Source organism: Geobacillus sp. 47C-IIb, assembly GCF_014679705.1.
Taxonomy (GTDB): Bacteria; Bacillota; Bacilli; order Bacillales; family Anoxybacillaceae; genus Geobacillus; species Geobacillus thermodenitrificans.
The window spans coordinates 1,531,134-1,548,387 of the sequence record NZ_CP061473.1; the positions used below are offsets into that span (position 1 = coordinate 1,531,134).

14 protein-coding genes and 2 pseudogenes are annotated in these 17,254 nt (G+C 42.4%); 10 read left to right on the forward strand and 6 right to left on the reverse strand.

All coding sequences use genetic code 11. The annotated features are described in order from the left end of the window. Positions 1–841: 841 nt before the first annotated feature. The gene (locus IC804_RS07875; protein WP_081157677.1) at positions 842–2,278 is read right to left on the reverse strand and encodes a DDE-type integrase/transposase/recombinase; all 1,437 of its coding nucleotides are present in this window, start codon (positions 2,276–2,278) and stop codon (positions 842–844) included. Positions 2,279–2,447: 169 nt separating this feature from the next. On the opposite strand from IC804_RS07875, the gene IC804_RS07880 reads away from it, so the two are divergent. The 4 genes from IC804_RS07880 to IC804_RS07895 are packed head-to-tail and all read left to right on the forward strand — an operon-like array spanning position 2,448 to position 5,154. After that, positions 2,448–3,134: a glycosyltransferase family 2 protein gene (locus IC804_RS07880; protein ID WP_011888225.1), complete on the forward strand. Its 687-nt coding sequence runs from the start codon at positions 2,448–2,450 to the stop codon at positions 3,132–3,134. 15 nt (positions 3,135–3,149) lie between these two features. Continuing rightward, on the forward strand, positions 3,150–3,518 hold the full coding sequence (locus IC804_RS07885) for a DUF2304 domain-containing protein (protein ID WP_029761369.1): 369 nt from the start codon (positions 3,150–3,152) through the stop codon (positions 3,516–3,518). After that, positions 3,505–3,873 (forward strand): EamA family transporter, encoded by a 369-nt coding sequence (locus tag IC804_RS07890; RefSeq protein WP_011888227.1) that lies wholly within the window; start codon positions 3,505–3,507, stop codon positions 3,871–3,873. The genes IC804_RS07885 and IC804_RS07890 overlap by 14 nt, the downstream gene beginning before the upstream one ends. 24 nt (positions 3,874–3,897) lie before the next feature. Beyond that, positions 3,898–5,154, forward strand: coding sequence for an ArnT family glycosyltransferase (locus tag IC804_RS07895; protein ID WP_011888228.1), 1,257 nt, complete (start codon positions 3,898–3,900; stop codon positions 5,152–5,154). A 22-nt stretch (positions 5,155–5,176) separates the two neighbouring features. On the opposite strand, the gene IC804_RS07900 is transcribed toward IC804_RS07895, so the two are convergent. Continuing rightward, positions 5,177–6,364, reverse strand: coding sequence for a polysaccharide deacetylase family protein (locus IC804_RS07900; RefSeq protein WP_223812915.1), 1,188 nt, complete (start codon positions 6,362–6,364; stop codon positions 5,177–5,179). A 178-nt stretch (positions 6,365–6,542) separates the two neighbouring features. Between IC804_RS07900 and IC804_RS07905 the strand changes: the two genes are divergently transcribed. The 3 genes and pseudogenes from IC804_RS07905 to IC804_RS18535 form a co-directional block, all read left to right on the forward strand. Next, positions 6,543–7,211 (forward strand): hypothetical protein, encoded by a 669-nt coding sequence (locus IC804_RS07905; protein ID WP_029761370.1) that lies wholly within the window; start codon positions 6,543–6,545, stop codon positions 7,209–7,211. Between the two features lie 14 nt (positions 7,212–7,225). After that, complete coding sequence (locus IC804_RS07910) at positions 7,226–8,428, forward strand: efflux RND transporter periplasmic adaptor subunit (RefSeq protein ID WP_011888231.1); 1,203 nt, start codon at positions 7,226–7,228, stop codon at positions 8,426–8,428. Positions 8,429–8,722: 294 nt separating this feature from the next. Continuing rightward, positions 8,723–8,955 (forward strand): annotated as a pseudogene (locus IC804_RS18535) (ATP-binding protein); the annotation flags it as partial. Positions 8,956–9,624: 669 nt separating this feature from the next. On the opposite strand, the gene IC804_RS07915 reads toward IC804_RS18535, so the two are convergent. The 3 genes from IC804_RS07915 to IC804_RS07925 all read right to left on the reverse strand — a co-directional run bounded on the left by IC804_RS07915 (position 9,625) and on the right by IC804_RS07925 (position 12,648). Then, positions 9,625–10,854: a hypothetical protein gene (locus tag IC804_RS07915; protein ID WP_190300672.1), complete on the reverse strand. Its 1,230-nt coding sequence runs from the start codon at positions 10,852–10,854 to the stop codon at positions 9,625–9,627. A gap of 105 nt (positions 10,855–10,959) precedes the next feature. Next, positions 10,960–12,004, reverse strand: a protein-coding gene (locus IC804_RS07920) for an IS630-like element ISBs2 family transposase (protein ID WP_076611651.1) whose coding sequence is annotated in 2 segments (ribosomal slippage) — positions 10,960–11,499 and positions 11,501–12,004 — 1,044 coding nt in all. Because the reading frame shifts where the segments join, the coding sequence is not laid out codon by codon here. A gap of 62 nt (positions 12,005–12,066) precedes the next feature. After that, positions 12,067–12,648: a hypothetical protein gene (locus tag IC804_RS07925; RefSeq protein WP_190300673.1), complete on the reverse strand. Its 582-nt coding sequence runs from the start codon at positions 12,646–12,648 to the stop codon at positions 12,067–12,069. A 626-nt stretch (positions 12,649–13,274) separates the two neighbouring features. Between IC804_RS07925 and IC804_RS07930 the strand changes: the two genes are divergently transcribed. Beyond that, a complete protein-coding gene (locus tag IC804_RS07930; protein ID WP_144038758.1) occupies positions 13,275–13,484 on the forward strand; it encodes a hypothetical protein in 210 nt (69 codons plus the stop codon). A 12-nt stretch (positions 13,485–13,496) separates the two neighbouring features. Further along, positions 13,497–14,465 (forward strand): hypothetical protein, encoded by a 969-nt coding sequence (locus tag IC804_RS07935; RefSeq protein WP_015865136.1) that lies wholly within the window; start codon positions 13,497–13,499, stop codon positions 14,463–14,465. Between the two features lie 551 nt (positions 14,466–15,016). On the opposite strand, the pseudogene IC804_RS07940 reads toward IC804_RS07935, so the two are convergent. Continuing rightward, positions 15,017–15,859 (reverse strand): annotated as a pseudogene (locus IC804_RS07940) (IS256 family transposase); the annotation flags it as partial. 117 nt (positions 15,860–15,976) lie between these two features. Here IC804_RS07940 and IC804_RS07945 point away from each other — a divergent pair. Then, complete coding sequence (locus tag IC804_RS07945; RefSeq protein ID WP_013399921.1) at positions 15,977–17,176, forward strand: DUF2726 domain-containing protein; 1,200 nt, start codon at positions 15,977–15,979, stop codon at positions 17,174–17,176. The last annotated feature ends 78 nt before the right edge of the window (positions 17,177–17,254 follow it).

Consider the following 17,254-nt stretch of genomic DNA (forward strand, 5'->3'; position numbering starts at 1 on the left):
CTATAACGAATTCTTATCTATTATACCAAATTTATAATCTATACGAAATGAACTACCAATATGTTAGTTTTTGGTTATCCATCCAACTTTATGGGCTCTTTGTGAAACCATAAAGAAAAAAGTAGATGTCAAGTTGCACCCACAACACCACTGTTATCCTATAAATGAATAAATTACTTGTAGACATAGTTTGTCGAAAGATATACAATGACATCGATAGGGTTTAGGTTGATAAGCCAGTCTCTCTTAAAGAGGGCTGGCGCTTTTTTTTGCTAAAAAGCCGGGTGCAAAACCCGGCTTTTCATTCGTCTCCTCTGCCTTTCTAAATCTATCCCCCTCAGAGTATAATCCGTCGTTGGCCAAAACCACTCCCATTGTAATCAAAAAATCGGGGAAATCGATAGATACGCTCAGTATAATTACGAGCCATTTCTTTCATCCAGTTTTTTATATACCACGGTAAAAAGCATAGTTTCCCTATGCTTTGATCATACTACCGTATCTCTAGGACACATGACACCCTCCTATGAACATGATATAATAATTAGTTAGTTGAACGGGGTTATCTATATTCAGGGGTAGCGTCAAAAGTTTTATGAAAACTCCACATCCGCCATCCCATGGAGCATCGTAAGGCATCCTTGGAGCCGGATTCGCCCTTGACCAACACCCGCCAAAGGTGTGAAAGGGACGTCAAGGGCGACGGGGACAAAAAAGAGGGCATAGGAAAGCCGCCCTTGCCCTTACCGAATTTTACCTTTGACGAGGTTCGGTTGGTCAAGGGTTCGCTTCGCCGAATCCGGCTGTTCTTCTGATCCATGGGCTCCGGCGGACAAAAAAGTTAGGCTGCCTCTTGTTGGAGGAAATCTTGAGCCATGGCGATCAGCTTCGTCCACCGGGCCGGCATATGGGGCAGATCGGCGAGCTCCGGGATGACGACAGGAACCCGGCCTTCGAGTGCACCGTGCGGGCGCAGGAAGTTGAAATACGCCACAAACAGCGTGACAAAGGAGACCGATCCTTCTTCCGCGCCAAATCCGTGAGTCGGCCGATAGTTGCCTTTAAACGTCCGGTTGAATCGCTCGATGATTTGTTTGAGCGCGCGGAACTCTTCGGACACCGGATCCTCATTGGTCAGTCCGATCACTTGGCGGACGTCAAACGGAATCCCGTGCTGGGCAAAAAAGTGCTGCGCCAGCAGGTAAATGGGATTGCCGTCGACGACGAACGACAAATCGTCCGGGATGGACGACAGCTTTCGCAGGACGTCATCGATGGCCCGGATGGCCGACAACGCATCCCGGTGGGGCGAGACGCGATACGACAACACCACTTTTTTCACGGCATCAAACATAAAAAACAGGTAATGCCAGCGTCCTTTCACGCGAATATACGTCTCATCCCCACAGAACGAGCCGGACAGCTCGTACGGGAACTGGTCGACAAATGGCTGAATCATGAGCGCGACGCTATTGGCGTAGTTGAGTACCGTCTGATGGGAGATCGACACGCCATGCACATCCTTCATGATTCCGGCTGTCTGTCTGGAGGACATCCCATAGTTAACGTAGTACGTCAACACGAGTCCGAGGGTGTGCGACGACACCGCCAGACGAGACAAATCGACCTTTGGCTTTTTCGGCGACGATGGGGCCAATGGTTGAAAGTCAAACAAAAACTCACGGAACAGATACCGCACCTTGAAGGCTTGAGGGTTCTGCTGGAACCGTTGGCGTTCTTTTTGGCTCATCCGGCGAAGGTTCTTTTGGTAAAACGGGCAGTCGTTGTTCTTGCATTTGTAGATGTAGTAGTCCTTGCGTTCTTTGATTTTCTCAAGCGTTTGGAAGCAGTGCGGGCAACGAAAGACCGCTTGCTTTTTGAACCGATTTCGATGGTTGAACCGGCATTGGCACACTTTGCATTGGTACTGCCCTTTTCCGCCGTTGTTGGTGTACAGGTAGGATGACGGCGCCTGGCAACGGGGACACGTCAACGAATCCGGAACACGGTGTTTAGCGTTGTCCCGGCGTTGGATCGGCGGCAACGGACGGCCGTGCCGGGCTTCGTAGTCGGCTAAAAGCTGCCGGTAGTCGAGTGTTTCTGGGACATCGATGATGGGAAGGTCATCGACTTGAAGTTTTCGGTACGGTTTTCGAACCGGTTCGTCCATGTCTTTGCGGCTTAAGGATTTTCCTAATAAGGCACCAATTAAATAGACAATGATTTGATGTTGGGACTTGATTATTTCGAGCAAATAGGCTAATAATTGAGGTAACAAGCTTGTCACTCCTTTGTTTTGGGTGTTGGGTGTGGGGTTACCTCAATGATGGCCTAAAACAACGGGGGTGGCAAGCTTTTTTTATTCTCACCGTTGAAACTCAATGAAAAACAGTGAGTGTGGAGGATAAACTTTTGACAATACCTATTCAGGAAAAGGAGGTAAAATATTGAAAATATTAGTGATCATCCCGGCGTATAACGAGGAAGCCACCATCCAAAATACGGTGCTCAACTTGCAGCGCATATGTCCGTACGATTATATCGTCATTAACGATGGTTCGACGGATCGAACGGGCGATATTCTCGACCAGTCCGGGTTTCATCACCTTGATTTGCCTGTTAATTTAGGCATCGGTGGAGCAATGCAAACTGGGTATCGCTATGCGCTCGAACACGGTTATGACTACGCCATTCAGCTTGATGCCGACGGCCAACACGATCCGAACGATTTAGAAACGCTTGTTAGGGAAATGATCACATCTGGCTATGACATGGTCATTGGTTCACGCTTTGTCGAAAAAACAAATTATAAAGGAAGCCGATGTCGCCGCCTTGGTATTCTTTACTTCTGTTACTTGCTTTACCTCGCGTGCGGCGTGAAAATTACCGATCCGACATCAGGCTATCGCATTGTCAATCGCCGTGTCATTCGTGAGTTTGCCCGCGAGTATCCGATTGATTATCCCGAAGTGGAAGTCATCGCCCGCCTTGCCAAAAAAGGATATAAAATTAAAGAAGTGAAAGTGGAAATGAATGCGCGCCAAGGGGGACGGTCATCGATTACCCCATTTAAATCGCTGTACTATATGACGAAAGTCACTTTCACCTCATTAATTCGTGCGATCTTTTCGTAAAAGAGGTGAAAGATCATGAGTAGCGTTCAATGGATTACAGTAGCATTGGCTTTTTTATTCTTAATTCAAGTCATTTCCTATTCGGTTCGCAACCAATTGCGGGACAGGCAGGCATTTCTTTGGTTTTCTTTATCCATCATCGGGCTGTTGGCCGCTTTTGGCCTAGAGCCGCTCAACCGTTTCGCAGCAGTGCTTGGCATTTCCTACATGCCGGCGCTCGTTTTTGCCATCGCCTTTTTAGTCGTTTTGAACGTCTTGATGTACCAATCGATTGTCCTTTCCCAACATGAGGAAAAAATCAAGACGCTCATTCAAGAAATCGCCTTAATTAAACATGAACAGAAAATGAGCGAACGTGAGGAAGAGAAGGATGAACGTCAGTAATTGGCTATGGATCGGACTCAACACTGTTCTTCTTGTCACCGGTCAGTTTTTATGGAAATACGGCATGACACGGCAGAAGTTCGAGCTAGACGTTATATCCGTCATTAAGCTGTTACTCTCGCCGTGGATTTTGCTTGGATTGGTCGTATACGGGGCGGCAACCATCCTCTGGCTGTTCATTTTGTCGCGTGTCCCGCTTAGTGTCGCCTATCCGCTGCAAAGCTTCGCCTACGTACTGGCGGTATTTGGCGCCTATGCGTTCTTTCACGAGCCGCTTTCTGTCCCGAAAATCATTGGCGTGATCCTTATTATGCTTGGGGTCTCATTTATCGGTTTTTCCGCCAATGGCTCGTAACGCTCAAATGAAGGAGTGACAACCATGTCATTTCGCTTTCAACCGAAAATCGCCATTTGGCTCGTGGTACTTCTTGCTTTCGCTTTGCGCCTTCTCGCTTTATGGACGTACGGGCTGCATTTGACGCTCAACAGCGACGATATGGGATACGTCCGCAGCGCGAAACAGCTGCTTGAGACGGGCATGCTCACCTATCATCGTCCCGATGAGCCGACCGTCCACATTATGCCAGGCATGCCGCTGTTGCTGGCGGCGTTGTTTTCCGTATTCGGTTCAGGAGATGTCGGCCTTTATGCCGCGAAACTCGTCATGATCGCCTTTGGCACCGGAAACGTCTATTTGATTTATTTGCTCGGGAACGACCTCGGCCGTCCGTGGGCGGGCGTGATCGCTGCCCTCGGCACAGCACTGTTTATCCCTTTGATCGAAACCGACAATTTAACACTAACCGAGGCACCGTTTTTGTTCGGTTTCCTGTTGTTCATCCGTTTCGCCATTCGCCTTGGCCGCCATCGGCACATGGCCGATTTTTATAAGCTGATGGCCGCCTATTTGTTTTGCCTGTTTTTCCGGCCGACGATCGCCCTCGTTCCGTTCGCGTTGCTTGGGTATTTTTTACTGATTCGCTACCCGTTTCGGCTGGCAATCAAGCAAGTAGCCATAGCGGTCGTGCTCGTCGTTCTCGCGTTGAGTCCATGGTGGGTGCGAAACTACATGCATTACGGGGAGTTCATCCCGCTGACCGGCAGCTCCGGTGACCCGCTCTTGCTTGGCACGTATCAAGGGTACGGCTACCGTTATGGCCCATCGTATAAAGAGATCGTCAACACGATCGAAACACAACATCCTAACATAAACCATTATGAAAAAGAAAAACTAAAAAAAGCGATCGCCATCGAGCGAATGAAAACATGGTATCGCACCAACCCGAAACAATGGTGGGAGAGCTATACGATCAAAAAAACAAAAACACAATGGGAACAGTCATTCTATTGGATCGAAATTTTCGGCGTTTCGAAGCAAAAAATGACCTCCTGGCATCAGCGCATCGTCTGCTTGGCGTTCGCCTCCGCTTTGCTCGCCATGTTTACCTTGAAACGGCAGCGGCGCGAGCTGTTGTTTTTCCTTTTGCTCATCGCTTACTTTACGGCATTAAACAATGTCTTTTTCGCCTACCCGAGATACAATCTCCCATTAATGCCGATTTTGTTTTTATTGATTGGGCTGTTTCTCTCCTCAATCGCATGGCGTCCAAGCCGCAAAAAAGCCGCTTCTCCGTGAAAACGGAAGAAGCGGCTTTTGATTACGGCCGCAATAACTGTTCAAACTGACGAAGCGAAATCCGTGGATACACCCATTGCCGTTTTAACTCAAACGCTGGATCTCCAGGATAAACGGTCCCTTTTTTCGTCGTAAACGCCATGGTAAACCCAGCTTGTTTTACCATACCAATGACCCGTTGATTATAGGCACCAAACGGATAAGCGATGGCCGTCGCCCCAATTTTTTCTTTACTCGCCAATAAATCAGCCATCACGTCTTCATATGGCTTAAACAGCAAATACGGGCCATATTCCTGATCCGACAAGTGAAAATGGTTCGTATGGCTTTCAAACGTCATAATATCACGCATTTGGGCGATTTCTTGTTTGCTTAAAAACTGTAAGCCTGTCGGGTCGAACGGCTGTGGAGCCGGGCGCATTCTTCCTGTAATCATAAACACGGTTGCCCGAAAGCCGTACCGCTTGAGCAATGGGTACGCGTATATGTATGTTGACTTCAATCCGTCATCAAACGTAATGAGCACCGACTTCGGCGGCAGCAATTGCTCATTTCGTACATAGGCAAGCAACATATCCGGGGTAATCGCCGTATAGCCGTTCTCTTTTAAGTATGTCATTTCTTTGAAAAACTGGCTGAACGGAACTGTTGTTGTTGAACGAAACAGTGGCTCATCGAAATCATCTAATATATGATGGTACAACAACACCGGCACACCGTGATCACTTTCAGTTACATGCTTGTAAATGTATCCGTCTCTTCCGCCGAATTCAATCAAATAAAATAGGGCGGTCTCGGCTTTGATCGGATAACGGACTCCAGACTGAATGGAACCGATCGCCTGCTTATTTCCTTTTTGAAAAATATACACTTGTACCTCTTTCTTCGTAATCACACTTTTGGGCAGCCGATCCGGTTCGCGGGTGAAAGCATACGGGCGCCCAAGCTTCGCTTCGTCCTTTTTGACCATCCCTTTGACAAACCCGTATCGGATGAAAAAATAATGTTTATTTTCATCAACGACTTCAAATACCCTGCCGCTATAAATCGTTCCGACTTTTTGCATATCATTCGCCACATAGGCGTATACTGGCGCCGATGCTCCTTTTGATTGAATAAATAACGGGACCTTAGTCTCTGCTTGCCCACTTTTTTCCCATCCAAAAAACAGAAGAAGGAAAAAAGCGAGCCAAAAGATCCGATACTTCAATGATACACCCCTCCATTTCATTGTTATTTCTACCCAGATATGACTATGACCCTATTATTTTACTACTAAACTTTTCTCTAAAAAACCAATCTATCAAAAAATGTCCAATCGTGACATATGGACTCCTTTTATACTAAAATATGATTATGCCTACACCGATTGATGGAGGAATGAACGAATGATTTACCGAAGCCATCCGTGGAAGGAATTGCTTCACCCAAACACTACTTTTGGGCAGCTAAAAGAAGCGGAACGAGTGAAACGCGTCATCCCGATCCTTTTGCTTTTTCTGTTCTTCTCTGCTGTTCTTTCGTTTGTCCGTGCTTATATCGGCGTCGGAACGGAAGAGTTGGCCAAGTATCTCCCCCGCTACACCGATGAACAACGAACGCTGTTGCACTTGCTGTTTGCCGGGGGGCACATCGTAGGCGGAATGGTCGCTCCGTTGCTCTTTTTTTTCATCAGCTCGTTCGCATTTTATGCCTTGTTTGAGGAAACCAATTTGGCGAAACTGATCGCCGTCCAGCTCTCCGTCTGGTTCATTTTTCTCATAGGAGAGGCTGTATCACTTCTATTGGAATGGGCTTTTGGTCTCGATACACTGGTTTCACCGTTTTCGCTCGGCGTCTGGGGACCTTATCTAACGGACGACCGATTCGTATGGGCGCTGTTGCGCTCTGTTTCGCTCTTTTCCGTTTGGGCCGTATATATACAAGTCGTTGCCTTGCGCACCTTCACAAATCAATCGATCGGCCGCATCGTTGCGACGGTCATCGCCGTTGATCTCGTATTCGCCTTTTTCGCGGCCGTATGTACGGAATTCCCATTTGAATGGTTCCAATCATGAAAGGAGAGGTCACCATGAAACGAGCGTTAACCGCCATCTTGGCTATAGGCCTCATCGGCACCCAATTTTACGCAGCATTCGCTGATGACAGCCGTGTGCCCAAATCGGCTTACGCGAAAGAATGGACGAAACCAAAACAACAAAACGTGAAAGAAACAATCAAAACAACAGGTTTTACCGCCCCGGCAGAGCGGACATTCATCTATTACGACCCGCAGCGCGGCGCCATCGATGAAATTCTCGTGAAAAAAGGGCAACCCGTCCAGCCCGGCACCCCGCTGTTGCGCTATCGCACAGACGCCATCGATCGTGAGCTTGCTCAGCTCACGTCGAAGCAACAACAACTAAGCATGCGGCTTAGCCAACTGTCTGAAGAAATCCAAGGCTACCAGTCCAGAGTCGCTGCCGCGCCAGAAAACAACTTCGAAAAACAGCAATGGGAAGAAAAAGCAAAAGAAGTGGAGCGTGAAAAAACAGAATTAGAGTGGCAGCAACAACAATATGAACAAGAACGGATGGAACTGCTCAAACAAAAAGAGGAACAAACAGTCGAAAGCACAGTGGACGGCATCGTCGAATCCATCGCTCCCAATCCATCAACCTCCCGTCCGCTGATCACAATCGCGTCTCATACGATCGTCATTCAAGGGAAAATCACCGAGTCGCTCGTTGGGAAGCTCGCCATCGACCAAGCCGTCACGATCCACCTCCCGAACGAATCGAAAGGACTAGGCGGCATCGTGAGCGACATCGGCTCATTTCCAATCAACGAGCCAAGCTTCCGACAACGAAGCGAATATCCGTTCACCGTACATCTGGTCGAACAAGCCCAACATGCCAACAAGCCGCAACCAACGATTCCATTCGGCTACCACGTCGACATCACGATCGTGACAAAAGAAAAAAATGGGGCGATCACCGTTCCTGCTAAAGCCGTATGGCACGAAAACAATCGGGCGTATATCTACGTCATCCGCAACGGCCAGCTCGAAAAACGGCGCGTCACCTTAGGAATGAAACAAGGCAACCGCCAAGAGATCGAACAAGGCTTGACAGAAGAAGAATACATCATGGTCCACCCGAGCCGCGACCTAAAACAAGGAATGAACGTATGGATACCTCTCGAAATCAACAAGCCATCAAAAGAAACGATCCAACAAGTACGGAAACGAGACATGGCGAAATATTTCTTAGAAGGGTTTTTCGGGGCGTTTTAAGTGTACAAGGGCAAACCAACCCCGCGAGCGAAGTGGAGCGCTCTCGGGGTTGGTCAATTCCATATTTATACACTTTTTTGAAAAGAAGAAAATTTTAACTGGTGGATAATCAGGTAAACTGATCTTTATTAATTCTTCTCAATGTAGATTTGGTACTTTCACGGATTATAAGTTTTTCATTCATAAAAAGACAATGCCAACAAAGGACAAAGAACACCGTTCGGGATCACTTTTTCTACTTCAACCATTTCTTTTTTTGAACATTTTCAAATTCAGCATAACGAGTAAAACCCATCAGAACTGCTGTCTCACATCATCGCTGACTGTCATGATCAAAAAAGTATTTTGTGACATCGAATCTAGAGCTTGGATAATGGAATCGGGTATTTGTGGAAAATCGTTTGACGGCCGCGTTGGTGGGCCACTTGGTTCATCACCCCCTTATCTTGGCCTTTACGGGGAAAAGCTATCATCTACGGAGCACTCTCTCTACCATCCCCCGCTCCCCTCCTGCCTTGCAATCATAAATCTCAGGCTGATACACTTATGTATTTTTCTCGTGTTTCTCTGTATTTTTCGATGACAAAAAACATGGATAAAAGCAAAGAATCCCCTCCCTATCATGGCATTGATTTGTAGAGAGACCTGATTTCAAAAGCATGGTAGTGCACTATTATGGTAATGCCCCCAGTTTGGCATAAAAATTGACCTGTCATGTTTAATGAAAGACCAAGTAATTCAATGTCCGAATTGCGGAAAGGAATGGGGGCGGAAGAAATAAAAAGAAGGAAGAAGCAGTTTGTGGCGTGGCATAGTCATAGCAGTGTATAAGAGAAAAAAATCCTGCGGAAAATCCTCTCTGCAGAACTTTGGACATTTTCCGAGTAGTAGTGGCAGGCACGGAACCAACTGGCGTCTGGTTGGGAAATAGTAGGTAAAAACAAATAGACAAAAAGACCTTATTCTTCACTAGTTCGTTTTTGAAAACCAAATAAAACAGAAACGAGAAGAGGTGTTGATTCAAGTCTCAAATGACTAGAATATCATCCACATCCATTTCAGGGAAAAGCCATTGTCGCTTTACCTTTTTTCTTTTTAATTGAAGAAAGGAAAAAGAAAAGCCCCGCAGAAATTTCTCTCCGCAGAGCTTTTCGGCATTTTCTGGCGGTGACAAGCACCGTCCTTAAGCATATTAATTAGTCAACAATTGTTACTTTGAATGCTACAGGAGCAGGTAAGATATCTGATACAGCTGTAGTATCTACATCAGAAACTACTACTGTAAACGAACCAGATGTTTTTCCTGGTTTTAAAGTCACTGTACCAGCTGAAATAGTTACGTTAGATTCATTTGTTGTTATAAATGCAATATTTGATATTGTGTCTGTATTCACTAAAGTTCCAGGAGCAGCCGCTGTATCCCAATCAATTGCTTTAGATGCTTGGTCTAGTATAGATAACTTCGGCTCAATTGTATATTTACCAGCAACTGCATCATAGTGTCCATAGAATAGCTCTGTAAGTGTTAATGGTTGATCTGCAGAACCATTAATTTTATCGTTATCAATAACGATATCTGCAGTATTGATAACCGCTTTTGTAGCTACAGGATCAGTATTTTTATAAGCGATTGTTTTAGTACCAATCTTTGTATTATTTACTTTAACATCTACATTTAATGTTCCAGAGCCAGCAAAAGCTTTGTATGCATTTGCATTTACAACAGCTACTGACTGACCAACGACATTAATATAATTTTTCACTTCAGGGTTTTTGTCATAACCTTGAATCTCTAAAGTAACGCCAGATGTTACAGCCTGAATTTTGTTTCCTTGAGCATCAACTTCGTAAACTGCAAAGTTTACTGCATCATCATTTGTTTCAGGAGCAACATCTTTGTCCAAATCAATTTCTGTAGCATCTGTTTCAATTACATAACCAGCGAATGCGCCAGCATCTTTACCTGTTACAGTTAAAGTTTTTGTAAATACTACGTTACCTTTAGTATCTTTAAACTCTACTGTAATTGTTGCAGTTCCTTTTCCAACTTCAGTGATTGTTATTGGAAGAGAAGAAGATGCTGAAGCAACATCATTTACTGTAACTGTAGCAACATTTGTATTGCTAGATTTGGCAGTTAATGTACCAACTTTAGTTCCTCCAACAAACACAGCGTTAGATGTAACTGTTGCTTGGATTTTTTCACCATATTGGTCAACGATGTTGACATTTACAGAATCAGTCTCGCCAGAATTTAATGCAGTATTGAAGTAAACATTGGATTTACTTAAATTTGCATTTGTAATTGTAGAATCTGCTTTAACTGTAAAGCTAACAGTAGTTACAAAGCCACCAATTGTTAACTTAACTTGCGCAGTACCAGTAGAATAAGCATTAACAACTAACTCGTCACCAACAACAGACACAGTAGCAACAGTTGGAGTTAAGTTTTCAATTTTTGTTACATCGCTAGCAGATAATACTTTCTCAGAACCATTATTATCTTTTACTATATAAGTTGAATTAAAGATTTACAACTGAACACACAAACGATCGATCGTTTGTTCTGGTTTCTGGTTGATTCGCTGAATAAAGGCTTGGACATTCTTTCTAATTTCTTGCACACTCGAATAGAACACGTTGTAAATCACGTCTGATTTCAGCCATTTCCATAGCCCTTCAATCAAGTTCAATTGCGGACTGTATGGTGGCAAAAAGACGAGCTCTAACCGATCTTCGTGTTCTTTTAAAAATGGCTGAATGAGTTTGGCATGGTGAATTCGAGCGTTATCTAAAATCATCACTATTTTGCCTGTGGGATAGCGTTCTAACACAAGTTGAAGAAATCGAAGAAATGTTTCCGCGTCATAGCATTCTTCTTCGATGCAAAACACTTCCCCTGTTTCGTAGTTCAACGTGCCAATCAGCTTCAGCCCTTGATGTTTTCCAAACGTCGGAATGATTCGTTGTTTTCCTTTGACAAACCATGTTTTTTGAATCGCTTGGTAATCACGAATCATCGACTCATCTTGAAAGAGGACATGGGCGATGTTCCCATCTACCAGTTTTTTTTACTTCAGGGAAGGTGATTTCGACGAATTCTTTTTGTTTCTCTTCATCGGCATTGGCTAGTGTATAGGTCGGTTTCGTATAGCTTAGCCCTAACCGATGCAGAATGTCACTTGTTCCGCGAAGCGTGTATGTTGGCCCCCACTTTTGTTGAATGAGTTCAGCGATTATCGCAAGCGTCCAATTATATTTTGCTTCGAATCCCACATCTACGGGGAGCTGATGTTCAATGATCAAAGCCAGCTCTTTTTCCTGCTCAGGGGTCAATCGACGTGGGGCGCCAGGTGAGTATTTCATCTCCAGTCCATCAAGACCGCGCTGGGCGTAGGCATGAATATAGTTATAAATAGTTTTCTTGGATCGACCAATAATCGTTGCGATTTCTCCTTTGGTATATCCCTGCAAATGAAGATAAATCGCTTGGTAGCGTTCATATGCTCGTTTACTTTTTGCTTCTTTCATGGCAGTGGACAACTTTTCGATCTCGTCTTTGTGATTTGGCATCATATTTTCTCTCCGTTCCCCTATTTTCTCTTTGTATTTATTCGCCGTGGAACGGGAGAAAACCTTTATTTCAATTTATATAGAAGCTCCAAGTTAGGAGTTTCTGATTTTTTCATTTCAGAAGTTAGTTTCCCATCTTTTACTGCTTGTTTATAAGCAGATACATTATCTACATCATCACCTAATCCAAAACCAACAAGTGATGTTATAGCAGTTGGTGCTAAAGTAACCTTAATTGCATCGCTTTGCTTAACTACAGTAGTACCAGATTTAACTGTGACTTGTACATAGGCAGTTTCACTTGTAGAAACAGAACCAACTGTTCCAGCAGTTGTACTAACTTTTGATGAAGTAGAAGAAATTTCTACAGTATATTTATCAGTTACATCAACACCGTTAGCATTTACTAGTTTTACAAAGTCAGCAATGTCTTCGCCTGGAACAAATGTAGTTTTTGTTAATTCAATTTTGCTAACTTCACCAATTTCATAAGTAAACTCTACTGTAGTTGCTTCTTTTAATTCAACACCAGCAGCAGATTTTACACCATTCACAGTAATTTTGTAAGTTTCTTTATCTGTAAATTCTTGGTTGAAAGTTAATTTAACTTCTTTTTTATTATCAGGGTTAATTTCTGCCTTAACCACTGTTAATCCGTTATCAACTGTGAAGTTAGTAGCTGTAGCTTCACCAATTTCACCTTTGAAAGTTACAACCGCTTGTGTAGAGTTAATCGCACTTACACTTTATCAAAATTAATATTTTTCCAATATGAATAGTTATAATTAAATTAATACTTTGATACATACAGTTTTTTGCTAAGTTGAATAATTGCATATAATCATTTGGTCCGTAAATATATTGATAAAAGTAAGCTTTGTAATCCTTGTACAAATTTCTAAAAAAAGAACCGGACTTTTTATCAGACTCCGTAAAATAAACTACCACTCGATTTGTCCTAATTATTTCTCTATTTTGCTCAAACTTTCGAATATAATATTTGCTCAATCCTTTTTCTGGTCAAGTCTTCTGTCTTATTATCAATATTTTCCTCATTTTAAAATTAGATATAAAATATCCTTACAATACATTGGAGTTCTGTACAAAATCTTATTGACTTAATTGGTATTTCAAATAATTTAACATCGGAGTCTTAATATTTTAATAGGAAAAAGCAACATCGTTTGCAAACCAGTTTCTTCCTTAGTAAAGCGTAATTTTCGAATTATTCTTTATTTCACTTAACAATTCGTTTTGATATCCGATATTTAATATGGTGAAAAAAGTCGTATTGTCCTACCGCGTCTCGTCCAAACGGAATACCCTGTCGACGATCCGGGCCATCGTTAATGTCCCGCAAAAGCTACTGCCCATCCCGGATGACCTGACATTCGTCGTCGAAAGCAATTCGATTTACCGTTCGCAACACTTTTTTGCCCAGTACGTCCACTCAAGCAACCGCGTCGAACATAAAGGACATTAGGAGGGAATAACCATGAAAATTGATCTCGGGTATATAGGAGCAATAGCTGCTCGAAATAGTGCCAAAATGCCATCCATACATGAAATCAAAAATCCATTAGCCGGAAAGCAAGTGGAAGTCATCAGAAATGGACAAGCCTATAAACTCACCATTTCGGATGAAATCAAACAGGTTCAAGACATGATGGCCATGACGGTAGAAGAGTTTTTTCAAAAAGATATTAATGTACAAAACGCAGACCCTTCCGATATTTTTTCGTATCGGCCACAGGATCAATGGCTAGTGTTTAGTCAATATTTACATGAATCCAAATACTTTGATTCTCTAAACGACGAAGAATTGAAGAAAATAGAATCCATCTTACAACACATAACGGATGGAATGGATAGTTTAGCGAAATATACAGGGATTAACCTTTTTGGAATTAAGAAACAACAGCCGAACTCTTATGAAGCCCATCTTGAATTGGCTTCTTCAACAGCTGCACTTCAACACTTCAGCGATACGTTTTTAAGCGGTGATGTAAAAACCGGATTCGATCAACTGATCCAAGATTATGTTCGTCACAATACGAAAAAAGCAATGAATTATAAATCTGTAGAGGAAATATTTATAGCAGCACGAGCCAAAATCAGACCATTGAATGCTCCGCTGACATACCAACAAAGCCGCGAGCTGTCCATGACGAATAAACTTGGAAAAACTGTTTATACAGATGAAGAAATCGAATCGATCATCCAAAATTATCAAGAAATGTTTAAGAGCATTCAAAATGAAGAAGATTTGTCCGCGGTGCTAGTTAAAGCGAAAGAACAACTGCTTTCGTTTGTCACGAAAGGGATCTCACCAAAGGATATAGATTACCAATTGGCAAGAGATTTTGTTGCAGAGCGTGCCGATGACACAATTAAACGAATCGAGAATTATTGGAAAATGATATGGCAAGGAAAACAATTGTTAAATAATGATGTTCAGAGATAACCAATGCCGGCTATCTCTTTTTTTATAAAAACCTCTTATCATATTAAGATTTTCAAAGTACCATATTTAAGACTTTAACCAAACATGCAATCTTTAAAACGACAACAGGAGTGAGAGTATATGGGATTATCTTCATGTTTTGATAGACGTTATCATAAAAAACTCGAAAAAGTCGCCAAAAAGGTAATGGCGTTAGAAGAAAGTCAAGTCCAAATTATTGTGTAAATTCCCCTTATAGACACTTGAACCTGATGAGTGGACGTATGGTACGCAAGTCTAGAAAGCTCCCTGACGGTCGCCTTCCGGACGTCCACTGTTTATTCTACCGAAAGGGAAGCAACATGGCTCTTTTTCCATTTCTCTTTTTACACAATTATATGGACTCAATTGCCAACGGTACTGTCAAGAATTTTGTGTAATGCAAGATAGGGTATCTCTGAAATGGATTTGGAATAGATAGGGGACTCGTTTCCTCCACACATAAGACTGAATATTAAGTACCCTTTGTAGAAAGGGAGAATCCCTTTATCATATATATTTACATTATTTGGTTAATTGTAACGTTCTTCAAACATTCGTTGGAGGGCTTCCTGCGCTTCGGTAAATCCTCGCAACTTTCACCCTGCCCATTTCTCATTAAAGTTCTGGATGGTCAAATACACGACTTTTTTCGCAGCCTCTAAACTCCTCAAACTGTTCATCGGCTTTAGACGTTTCCAAATCTCCTTGATGGTTCGTTCGATCGCATTCATCGTGTAAATCACACTTCGAATACTGCTTGGATATTTCATAAAGGTGAGGAGGACATCCAACTCATTGGCCCAAGACTGAACTTCTTTTGGATATTTGCCGGACCATTTCGACTGAAACTGTTGAAACATTTGTAACGCCCATTCCTTATTTGGTGCGCGATAAATCAGCTTGAAATCTTCTGCTGCTTCGAATTGATCTTTTTTTCGAACACGATGTAAGGTATTACGTACTTTGTGAACTATACAGCGTTGCACATCAGCTTTCGGATAAAACGCCCGAAAGGCTTCCTCCAGCCCCGGTAGTCCATCAAATACGCCCAGAAGCATTTCCTTGACGCCTCTTTGGTAAAGGTGTTGCAGAAATTCCTGCCATCCATAGGCGCTTTCCTGTCCTCCCACAAAGAAATCAAGAATTTCGCGATATCCTTCTTCATTCACTCCTAACACCACATAAATGACTTCTTTCTCCACGGTATCGCGGCGAAGTTTCACATACAAGCCGTCCAAATATAAGACCGAATAACGCTTGAGCAGAGGGCGATTATGCCATTTCTCGATGTCTTCCTTCACAACATCGGTCATACGGCTGATCGTTGCAGGAGAATAGGCATTGCCTAAAATTCGTTCAATAAACTTGCCAATTAGAGCAATTTTATAAAAATTTTAATGCCTATACGTATAACTTCACTCTACGAGTCAATAATAAAAGTAAATCATCTGATAAAGATGACAAACTTACCGTGGAAGTAGGTGAAGTAGATGAAAAAAGGTAAAAAAACTAATCATCAATTTCTTGAAGAACTTTTTCAGGTTTGGGGGAATGAGTTTGAACCACTTGAGGAATATAAGGGGTATGATCAGCCAATAAAGGTTCGGCATAAACAATGCGGAAGAATTCTTGATAAAACCCCAAAAAACTTGATCACTTTAAAACTTGGATGTAGAATATGTAAAAATAAAGAGAATGGGAAAAAGAGAAGAAAGAACCACGATTGGTTTGTTAATGAGGTAAAGAAACTTGTTGGTAATGAATATCAAGTAAGGAGCGAATATACAAGAAGTAAAGACCCTATAAAAATGTATCATACAGTTTGTAACGAAGAATTTACTACTACTCCTGATGCATTTCTTGGTTCGAGAAATGGTGATGGAAAAAAGGGAAACAGATGTCCAAAATGTTCAGGAAAATGGAAACGTGATACAGAAGCCTTTAAGCAGGAAGTTTATAAAATGTATGGAGATGAATTTGAAGTAATCGGGGAATATAAGGGCCGCCATGAAAATATTAAGATTTTACATAAAGTCTGCAACAATTATTTATATCCACGACCTCGCCACTTTTTAGATGGAAACTCATATTGCCAATATTGCAGTAAAAAGGAAAAAAAAGATACGCAACGTTTTAAAGAACAAGTATATGAATTAGTTGGAGATGAATATATCGTACTTGGTGAATATGTCGATGCCAAAACACCCATTCCGTTATACCACAAAAAATGTAAAACAGTGTACCGTGTAACTCCGGATAATTTCTTACGCGGAAAACGCTGCGGCCTATGTACTGATATCCATAACTCAAAAGGATATAAAGCCATCTATAACTTATTATTTGCAAATCAACTTCCATTCGATACACAATATAGGGATGAAAATTGCAGAAATATTAAGCCACTCCCTTTTGATTTTGTACTGTATAACAATTGGAGGCTGGATAAAATCATCGCCTTCATTGAGTTTGATGGAGAACAGCATGACAAACCATCTAATTTGTTTGGGGGAGAAGAAGGGTTTAAGGAAAGACAAAAAAATGACCAAATTAAAAATGACTTCGCAAAAGAGAAAGGAATCCCCCTCATTCGGATAAAGTATAAGGACTTAAATAATATTGAATCGGTCTTACAAGAAGAATTGAAAAAAATTAATATATACATCGATATCAATAAAACAAACGTTATCTAAAAGAAAATAACTGTTCCTTTAATTATTCGTGGTACTACCTGTAATTCCCACTTTCGATGCATTTACAAATATTTTGGG